7 protein-coding genes are annotated in these 9,670 nt (G+C 33.0%); 4 read left to right on the forward strand and 3 right to left on the reverse strand.

Annotation, left to right across the window (positions count from 1 at the left end; all coding sequences use genetic code 11):
- The first annotated feature begins 191 nt into the window (after positions 1-191).
- Both F6K22_RS19680 and F6K22_RS19685 read left to right on the forward strand, forming a co-directional pair.
- Positions 192-416, forward strand: coding sequence for a glycosyltransferase family 2 protein (locus F6K22_RS19680; protein WP_293101491.1), 225 nt, complete (start codon positions 192-194; stop codon positions 414-416).
- Positions 417-1,607 (forward strand): glycosyltransferase family 2 protein, encoded by a 1,191-nt coding sequence (locus F6K22_RS19685; RefSeq protein ID WP_293101494.1) that lies wholly within the window; start codon positions 417-419, stop codon positions 1,605-1,607.
- Between the two features lie 533 nt (positions 1,608-2,140).
- Here the strand turns inward: F6K22_RS19685 and F6K22_RS19690 are convergent.
- Together F6K22_RS19690 and F6K22_RS19695 are read right to left on the reverse strand one after the other, a co-directional pair.
- The gene (locus F6K22_RS19690; protein ID WP_293101497.1) at positions 2,141-2,449 is read right to left on the reverse strand and encodes a hypothetical protein; all 309 of its coding nucleotides are present in this window, start codon (positions 2,447-2,449) and stop codon (positions 2,141-2,143) included.
- Between the two features lie 155 nt (positions 2,450-2,604).
- Positions 2,605-3,603 carry a tetratricopeptide repeat protein gene (locus F6K22_RS19695; RefSeq protein WP_293101500.1) on the reverse strand — a complete coding sequence of 333 codons (999 nt, stop codon included), beginning with the start codon at positions 3,601-3,603 and terminating at the stop codon, positions 2,605-2,607.
- Positions 3,604-4,866: 1,263 nt separating this feature from the next.
- On the opposite strand from F6K22_RS19695, the gene F6K22_RS19700 reads away from it, so the two are divergent.
- Together F6K22_RS19700 and F6K22_RS19705 are read left to right on the forward strand one after the other, a co-directional pair.
- Positions 4,867-7,065 (forward strand): FkbM family methyltransferase, encoded by a 2,199-nt coding sequence (locus F6K22_RS19700; RefSeq protein ID WP_293101503.1) that lies wholly within the window; start codon positions 4,867-4,869, stop codon positions 7,063-7,065.
- A gap of 808 nt (positions 7,066-7,873) precedes the next feature.
- Entirely contained in the window at positions 7,874-8,833 is a 960-nt protein-coding gene (locus tag F6K22_RS19705; RefSeq protein WP_293101506.1) for a GDP-mannose 4,6-dehydratase, read from the forward strand.
- Positions 8,834-9,135: 302 nt separating this feature from the next.
- Here F6K22_RS19705 and F6K22_RS19710 read toward each other — a convergent pair.
- Positions 9,136-9,670: hypothetical protein (locus F6K22_RS19710; RefSeq protein WP_363273958.1), on the reverse strand; the 535-nt coding region annotated here is incomplete at its 5' end.

Here is a 9,670-nt window from a genome sequence, read left to right on the forward strand (position 1 = left end):
ATTTAGGATTGCTATATAGCTAAAGTTAAAAGTTAAACTATTGCTATGAATAAGTTTGATAGGAGCGAGAATTTCCTAACAATAATGGTAACTGCTATATATGAAATTTTTCTCATTCTTGCTTCTTCTTTTTTCCTTCTTGCTTGCCTTTGCTATAATGCGGTATTTCTCGAATATTACTATTAAATTAAATGCCCATAAACAATTTTCCGAAAGTTACTGTTTGTTTATCTACTTATAACTCTGGAGAATTTCTCACTCCAGCAATAGACAGTATTCTTGAACAGACCTTTACAGATTTTAAGTTAATTATTTCTGATGACTGTTCTACAGAGAATACTCCTGAATTTATTAGGAGTTATCTGGAAAAAGATAGTAGACTTAGATACTTACAAACAATATTACTATTAGATTAAATGCCCATAAACAATTTTCCTAAAGTTACTGTTTGTTTACCTACTTATAACTCTGGAGAATTTCTCACTCCAGCAATAGACAGTATTCTTGAACAGACCTTTACAAATTTTGAATTAATTATTTCCGATGACTGTTCTACTGATAATACTCCAGAAGTTATTAGGAGTTATCTGGAAAAAGATAGTAGACTTAGATACTTACAAAATTCCCAAAACTTAGGACTTTTTCTTAATTGGAATCGTTGTTTAGAATCTGCTTCTGGAGAATATATTACTGTCTTTGCTCAGGATGATGTGATGTTGCCAAAAAATTTAGAGCAAAAGGTAAAAATTCTAGACAAATACCAAAATGTCGGTTTAGTTACTTCCTCTATTATGGTGGTGGATAGTGAGAATAATTATCTTAATTGGGATTGGGCAAATTATGCCGAGGATAGCTTAGTGAATGGTGAGGAATGGGTAAGGAAAAATTTGGGAGAAGCTAATCCTATTTGTTGCCCGTTTGTATTGATAAGACGAGAGGTTTTAGAGAAAGTTGGCGGGAAATTTAATGACAATTATGCTTTTGCTGCAGATTTAGAATTATGGTTAAGAATTGGTTTGGTTACCGATTTATATTTTGTCAAAGAAATCTTGGGATATTATCGATGGCATGAAGGAAATAAAACTCACAGTTTTGATGATTTTTATCAGGTTCAGGAACATTTACAAATCTGTAGTAATTTAATTGATAGTTTAAATTTATCAGACTCAAAATTGAATGATTGGGAAACTGAGGTGTTATCTCGAACTGTTAAATGGGTGAGTTATTATCGAATTTATCGTCATTTGGAAATGGGAAATTTTGATGAGGCGTTAAAGTTATGTGAGTTGCTCGAAAGTTGGCGAGGTAGATCAGGAAAATTAGGTATTTCTGTGCAGGAGTTAGGCAGTAGAATACAAGAAATATTGCAAGTAAATTCTCGTCTCAAATCTGAGGTTAATACATATAGTGCTTGGGTTAAAAATCTGGAAAAAGGTAAATCTCAACTACAAGAAGATTCTCAGAGATTACATTGTTGGGTGGATAATCTTGAGCAAAAAAATTCTGCTTTAGAGACCGAAAAATCTTGGCTAGAATCTCAAGTAAAAGCTTGGATGCAAACTGCACAAAAGTATTATCAGAAAATGAAAGATAATGGGAATAGTTGAGAGATAAATTAGACCAATTTTCAGAAATTAATGCTACGCCAATCGGAAAATATATAGGTAGTGGTTTGAGTCGAAAAATTTAGGGTGGAAGTCGGCAAAAGCTGAACAGAAAAATATTTGAATCCTCTGGTTTTCCAGACTTAGTAAATATTTGCCTGCTCGACTGGCGCGCCAAATATATAGGTAGTGGTTTGAGAAGCAAAATTTAGGATGGAAGTCGGCAAAAGCTGAACAGAAAAATATTTGAATCCTCTGGTTTTCCAGACTTAGTAAATATTTGCCTACTCGACTGGCGCGCCAAATATATAGGTAGTGGTTTGAGAAGCAAAATTTAGGATGGAAGTCGGCAAAAGCTGAACAGAAAAATATTTGAATCCTCTGGTTTTCCAGACTTAGTAAATATTTGCCTACTCGACTGGCGCGCCAAATATATAGGTAGTGGTTTGAGAAGCAAAATTTAGGGTGGAAGTCGGCAAAAGCGGAGTCAGAAAATATTTGAATCCTCTGGTTTTCCAGACTTAGTAAATATTTGCCTACTCGACTGGCGCGCCAAATATATAGGTAGTGGTTTGAGAAGCAAAATTTAGGGTGGAAGTCGGCAAAAGCTGAACAGAAAAATATTTCCATTTTCTGGCGCGCCAAATATATAGGTAGTGGTTTGAGTCGAAAAATTTAGGATGAAAGTCGGCAAAAGCTGAACAGAAAAATATTTGAATCCTCTGGTTTTCCAGACTTAGTAAATATTTGCCTGCTCGACTGGCGCGCCAAATATATAGGTAGTGGTTTGAGAAGCAAAATTTAGGATGAAAGTCGGCAAAAGCTGAACAGAAAAATATTTCCATTCTCTGGTTTTCCAGACTTAGTAAATATTTGCCTACTCGACTGGCGCGCCAAATATATAGGTAGTGGTTTGAGAAGCAAAATTTAGGGTGGAGCTAGGGAAAAGCGAAACAAAAAAATACTTCAACCCTAGTCTGAGAATTCAATAGGTATAGATTTAGGCATTAACACATTCTAATTCAATAGCGCGACTATAAGCTGCACTTGCTGCATCTATTTTTCCCTGCTTTGCTAAAGCATCACCCAAATTTTTCTGAAATACAGGTGAGCTTGGATTGAGATTTATTGCTTGCTGAAACATATAAATTCCTTCTTCCAACTCTCCTATTTTTGTTAAAGTTTCTCCTAAATAATTATGAGCTAAATCTGACTTAGGATTAATTTCAATAGTACGGCGATAGGAGGCGATCGCTTCTGAAAACCTTTCTTGTTTTGCCAAAACTATGCCAAGTTGTAGATAAATATCTGGATGATTTTTCTCGACTTCCAAGGCAAGTTTATATTCAGAGATTGCTTGCTCAAGATAACCTTTTTTTGTCAATATTTTGCCTAAATTAAAATGAATTTCTGGATTTTCTGGTTCTGTTCTTAAAGCAATTTGATAAAAAATAATTGCCGACCCCAGTTTATTTTTGCTAAATAAAGTATGAGCCAATTGCCGACATATTTCTGGATTATAAGGCTGAATTTCTAAGAACTTATGATAATAACTTTCATCCTCCGGAGAATAATCTATTGCTAGACGATAATTACTAAGTGCTGCTTGTAAATTTTCCAGATAACGCTGTTGAAAAATATGCCCTAACTTTTCATATATCTCTGTTAAAGTCGGTTCTAGTTTAATTGCTTTTTCGTAACAAGCGATCGCCTCATCCCACTGTTTTTGTTTAGAATATAAATTACCAATAATTTTGTATAATTCTGGCAAATTAGGCTGAATTTTTAATGCCTGAGTATACCAACTCAGGGCAGCTTCTAAATTTCCCTGAATTTCCCAAGCATTTCCTATCGTTTGATAAGCTGCAATAAAATCTGGTTTTACCTCTATAATTTGATGACATAGAGCGATCGCTACATCAAATTTACCCAAAACCAAATATTCTGTTGCTTTTTGGTGTTTTTCTATCACATTCAGAATTAAGTATTGATTTTTCATGCTTTACCATATTAAGCTAAAATATATTGCACATTCAAAAATTATTTATTAAGAACATTCCAAACAATATCTCATACTATATTTGTGATTAAGGAGTAATTAATTAACAATATGTGCAGGAGAATATCGAGTTTAGATTTCTCTTACCAATATCCTATATATTCAGATATATCTAGAATATTTAAGAAAAAAAAATACTTAATTTAACCTCAACTCCTTCCCTTGAATGAGTCATTATTCCATTCTATAGCAATATGATTTAAGTTGTGAGATAGTGGATAATTTTCGGGAACACTTAACTGGTAACAGAGAAGAATAAAAAAACTATCTTATGAATATAATAACTGCTATATTCTATGCTTTTAAAGAACAGTAAAATTATCACAAATGATTCCTAATTGTTATAATAATAAAAAGCTAAAAATTATGAATAAAAAACTATATAAAGCTTGTACACAATGAATTTAAAAAATCCTCAATCTCACTTGAATCAAAAATAACTGAAATAAGTATTCAACAGTTAAAATTAATCATAGACTTGATTGATTATGGATAGTTAAGATTAGCTTTGATCCCTTAACCCATACTTTTAATTTTGCCTGAGTCTCTCAATACTTATTTGGAAAGCTGAGGTTATGAAACTGATACCTGAATACCTATAGCAGGGAACAGAGAAAAGGGAACAAGGAAAAGTTAGAAAAACATTTCCTAATCTAAGATTCATCATCAGTTTATTTCCTAACCAATTCTTTCTTAGCTATATAAACTAAATATTAATATCAGGGAATACCAATTTTCACAAGCTCAAACAGAACTAGAAAGAAATTTCAAACTATAAACACAAAAAAACCATAGTGTTTCTCAAGTTACTGAGGTACAGTTGTTTTTCTTTTTTTTCTATTCCCTCTTTCCCGAATTACTACTTCTTAATCCCTAATCCCTAAAACAAATAAATTTTGTACCTTACTTAAAGATGGCAATTGCTATAACGAATCAAAATACAACAAGCTATGCAGACCATATCAGAAATCTGGGAAACCAAAAGAATCAAAAATTTTTTCTGTAATTGTTTCTCAAACTACCTAATTTTAAGGTAGTATTATTCAGCAATTCCAGTTACATAAATTCAATCACAAACTATTTGAGTATTCTGACTAGAAAATAAAGTTTCAAACCTCCTGCCCTTTCAAGGGGATAAAAAAATAAAATTCAGCCAGGAGGTACTGAGAACTGATAACTGTTAACTGATAACTGAAGTGACCAATGAAATTAGATTTAAAGAACCTTTGTTTACAAAACTCAGTCTCCCCCAGAGGTATTATTCATGTCGGTGCTTATGATGGTAAAGATATCAAACTTTATCAAACTTTAGGCATATCAAAAATTATATTTATTGAAGCTAACCCAACAGTATTTGAAAGGTTAAAAGCAAATATCGCCACAGCATCTCTCGATGTGGAAGTTGTTAACTATGCTATTAGTAATCAAAATGGCAAAGTCAAATTATATGTCAACTCAATGGGGCAAAGTAGTTCCATTTTTCCCTTGAAACATTATCGAGATATTTATCCCAATATTCAAGAAACTCATCAACTTACTGTTGAGTCAAAAACTTTGGATACTTTGCTACAAGAATTAGAGCTTTCTCCAACAGATTTTAATATCCTTAACTTAGATATTCAAGGAGCAGAACTTTTAGCATTACAAGGAGCAACTAATCTACTTAAATATATAGATGCAGTTTACACCAAAGTTAATTATGAGGAACTCTATGAAGGTTGTGCTTTAGCAGAAAAAATTGATGAATTTTTAGCACAGACTGGTTTTGGTATGGTAGCAGTGGCAAAACCTTTTCACCCATCTTGGGGAGATGCTTTTTATGTGAGAAAACAAGTAGTGAGTATGTCTACTCTTGGCAAAAATACTGGATTGGGGAATCAAATTTTTCAGTATGCTTTCTTAAAAATATATGCTCAAGAAAATGGGTTATCTGTAGAGACTCCTCCATGGTTAGGTCAAGAGTTATTTGGGCATAAAGATAGAGAAATTTATGAAGATTTGCCTGTAGTTGTTGAGAATAATAATGAAATTTTTCCTAGTAATGAAGAAGTTGGGAAAAATGTCGATATTCAGGGAGAGTTTTTATATCACACTAGGTATTATGCGACCCACAAAGAATATTTTTGTTCTTTGTTTCAACCTGTAGCAGAAATAGAAGCTCAAGTAAAATTTGCCTGGGAAAAGTTGTGCTCTCGTGGAAAAAATATCATTGGTTTACATTTAGAAGTACATTCAGATTCAGATGAAAATAATAATGCTGTTGTTGCTCCTAGTGAATGGTATAAAATTTGGTTACATGGTTTATGGGAAACTTTAGAGGAACCTGTTTTATTTATTGCCAGTGATAATTTAGAGGAAATACCGCTGATTTATTTTGCTGAATATAATCCTATAACGGTTCGAGACTTGGAGGTAGAAGTTAATTTAGAATATCTGAATTTTTTCTTATTGAGTAAGTGTGATTTTGTTGCTATTTCTAATACTCCCTTTGCTTTTGCTGCTTGTCTATTAAATGAAACAGGAAAATATTTCTTTCGCCCCCACTTTCCGACAGCAAAACTTATACCTTTTGAACCTTGGAATAGCACACCAGTTTTTCGGGATATAGATATTGATGAAGTAGGGAAAAGTGTTTCATCTGATGAACAATTTCAGCAGATACAATTTCAACTCCAGCAAACTTCCGCAGAATTAGAAAATAGTCAATCTCAGAAAGATGAACTTTCTCAAAATTTAGTATCTACTCAATCTCAACTTCAGCAAACTTCTGCAGAATTAGAAAATAGTCAATCTCAGAAAAACGAACTTTCTCAAAAATTAGCATCTACTCAATCTCAACTTCAGCAAACTCAAACAGAATTAGAAAATATCCAATCTCATCGAGACCAAATATTAGGAGAATTAGAACAATCCCAATCTAAACTTCAGCAAAGCAAAGAAAAAGCTAAAAATGCCGAATTAAAACTACAGCAAACTCGGCAAGAATTAGAAAATATTAAATTTCACAAAGATGAAGTTTCCCAAAAATTAATATCTGCTGAATCTCAAATTCAGCAAAATCAAGAAAAAGCTAAAAATGCCGAATCACAACTACAAAATATTAAAACAGAATTAGATAAATCTCACTCCGAACTACATGATAGGCGAGAAGAATTAGAAATTACTCAATTCCAACTAGATGAAGTACAAGCAGAATTAGAACAATCTCAATCTCAGTTATCTAAACATCAGGAGCAAATCAATACCTATCAATCCCAACTTCAAGAAACTCAAACAGAACTAGAACAAACCAAATTAAAACTAGAAAAGCAGGAAAAAATATTACCCAATCAAAATACAACAAACTATGCAGCTCATATCAAAAATCTAGCAAAAATTCTCGCAGAAACAATCCCAGATTGATAAAATATAATAGAGTTTTTCAATTAAATGCGGTATAAAATTTGTGATTTGAGTCAACAGGCCATAGAAAATCTGGGAATGTATAATAGACCTTTTGCTAAAGTCAAAGTAAAATTACGTTATAGTAAATAAATAATCAGTTTCTATTACTTTTTACTTTTGACTTACTTCTGCAAGAAGTCTAATTTACTTCATCTCCATGATAAATGCTATGAAAAGAATATTCGTAATTTGTTTACTCACTGTTGTTACTTTAGCTCATTCATCTAAGAATTACTATATCTATATTTATAGTCCCTACCCTTCCTTCGGTGGTAAGTACTAAGTCATAAATGTAGAAGACTTGTTTGAGCAATTGGGTTATTAAACTTCACACCTCACTTACAATTTATTGAAGAAGGTTGTAGATTTTATGTCTTAAGTTATCGGTTACTTATCGTTCCACTTAATACCATGCATGAAAAAAGAATGTGGCGTGAATAATTTGGTAAACTAAAATAGTTTAAGTCAGATGTATAGCGTACTCTAATAGAATTATTTCAGGGTAAAAAATGATAATAAGAAGCTCTTTCTAGCTGACTACTGACTATTGACTACTAGAAACACTCCAAATATTTGTAGCAAACATTTATCACCCTTGGTATAACACCTTCTTTCAGTTGAATACAAGGGCGAAAATTGAACCTACTACCTAAAATCTTCCTCAAAAAAAAAGTGAACTTACTCCAGAAACTTTTGCTTAAAACCAACAATTATCTATAAAATTAGACCCTACCATTTACCCATTTTTCCTTCTTCCTTAAAGATTATGAAAACAGCATTAATTTCAGGAATTTCCGGTCAAGACGGTTCCTACTTAGCTAAATTATTACGAGAAAAAGGTTACAAAGTTTGTGGCACTTCCAGAGATGCTCAAATGTCTACTTTTAAAAACTTATCTCGTTTAGGTATTCGTGACCAAATAAAGTTAGACTCCATGTCTTTAAATGACTTTAGAAGTGTCTTACAAATATTAACCAAATATCAGCCAGATGAAATTTATAATCTAGCTGGTCAAAGTTCAGTAGGTCTATCTTTTCAGCAACCTGTAGAAACATTAGAAAGTATCGCTACTGGCACCTTAAATTTATTAGAAGCAATTCGATTTACTGGAGCAAAAATTAAATTATATAATGCCAGTTCGAGTGAATGTTTTGGCGATACAGGTGGTAAACCTGCTACAGAAATTACTCCTTTTCGCCCAAGAAGTCCTTACGCTGTTGCTAAATCTGCGGCTTTTTGGGAAGTAGCAAATTATCGAGAAGCTTATAATTTATTTGCTTGTTCTGGAATTTTATTTAATCACGAATCTCCTCTCCGACCACAACGTTTTGTAACTCAAAAAATTGTCTCAGTTGTTTGTCAAATTGCTCAAGGTAGTAAGGAGAAATTACACTTAGGAAATATTTCAGTACAAAGAGATTGGGGTTGGGCACCAGAATATGTAGAAGCAATGTTTTTAATGTTGCAGCAAGATGAACCAGATGATTATGTAATTGCCACTGGAGAAAGTTATCCTTTGCAAGATTTTGTAGTTGAAGCTTTTACTTCTGTAGGATTAAATTGGCAGGATTATGTAGAAGTAGATGAGAGTTTATATCGCCCTACTGATATTTCTGTAGGTAGAGCAAATCCAATTAAAGCTGAACAAAAATTAGGATGGAAAGCACATTATAAAATGCCAGATGTTGTGCGGATGATGGTTGAAGATAGAATGAATAATGGATAATTGATAATGAATAATTGATAACTATTTAGTTTGAAAAATTTTGTATTAAATTGAAAAGTTTTACATTTCTCTTCTCTAAAAAAAAAGTTTATTACAAAGTTTAGTATTTTAATTAATTATCCATTATCAATTGGTAAATTAGGTCGATTTTTTAGCAATTTTATAATCTTTATTGTTGTGATTTTTTATCTGTCTTTAAAACTTATGAAAACAACTAAAATAATATCTTGAGAAAATGGCGATCCCTTAACTAGAGATGAGTTTGAAAAGCGCTATTTTGAAGTAGCCATAAGCATTATTCCTTACTTTTGTAAATATTTGATATTCTTGAGGATGAGCCAGTTAATAGTGCGATGATCCACAAGGCGAGTTCGATGGTCTCCTTCAGCTTCCAGATCGATCACTTGGCTGCGTCCCATCTTTGGCTCCGTCTGTAAGAGATACCCAACAAGTGTGCGTTCCTCCCCTTGAAGCGCTTGCTTAAGAGTGGCTTTCAACTGCTTTTTTGCTTGTGGACTGGTTAACTCCTGTCCTTTCAGGGTTGATAAAACTGCCTCTAAGACATCTTCTTCTTTGATTTTCTTGCGAAAGTTGACAGTAAATACAATATCTCCTGCACCCTCCAACAACTCACATAACTCTGTACGGCTTACCTTTTGCTCTTTCTCGTATTGTTGGGCGGAATACATACCTTCTTCTACGATACCCTTGGCCACTTTTATTGGATACCCTCTCTCATTTGTCAGCACCAGCTCATCTTCTAGCACTTCTGTCACAGAGTAATACTGTACCTCAGAGAGGTTGTCTCCAACCTTCATCTGAGTAAAATCACATTTT

Origin of the sequence: Okeania sp. SIO2F4 (assembly GCF_010672385.1) — a bacterium.
Taxonomy (GTDB): domain Bacteria; phylum Cyanobacteriota; class Cyanobacteriia; order Cyanobacteriales; family Microcoleaceae; genus Trichodesmium.

Excerpts from the sequence above, each read along its gene's own strand:
- F6K22_RS19685 (WP_293101494.1), top strand. The coding sequence starts at position 417 with ATGCCCATAAACAATTTTCCTAAAGTTACTGTTTGTTTACCTACTTAT.
- F6K22_RS19680 (WP_293101491.1), top strand. The coding sequence starts at position 192 with ATGCCCATAAACAATTTTCCGAAAGTTACTGTTTGTTTATCTACTTAT.
- F6K22_RS19705 (WP_293101506.1), top strand. The coding sequence starts at position 7,874 with ATGAAAACAGCATTAATTTCAGGAATTTCCGGTCAAGACGGTTCCTAC.
- F6K22_RS19700 (WP_293101503.1), top strand. The coding sequence starts at position 4,867 with ATGAAATTAGATTTAAAGAACCTTTGTTTACAAAACTCAGTCTCCCCC.
- F6K22_RS19695 (WP_293101500.1), bottom strand. The coding sequence starts at position 3,603 with ATGAAAAATCAATACTTAATTCTGAATGTGATAGAAAAACACCAAAAA.
- F6K22_RS19690 (WP_293101497.1), bottom strand. The coding sequence starts at position 2,449 with ATGGAAATATTTTTCTGTTCAGCTTTTGCCGACTTTCATCCTAAATTT.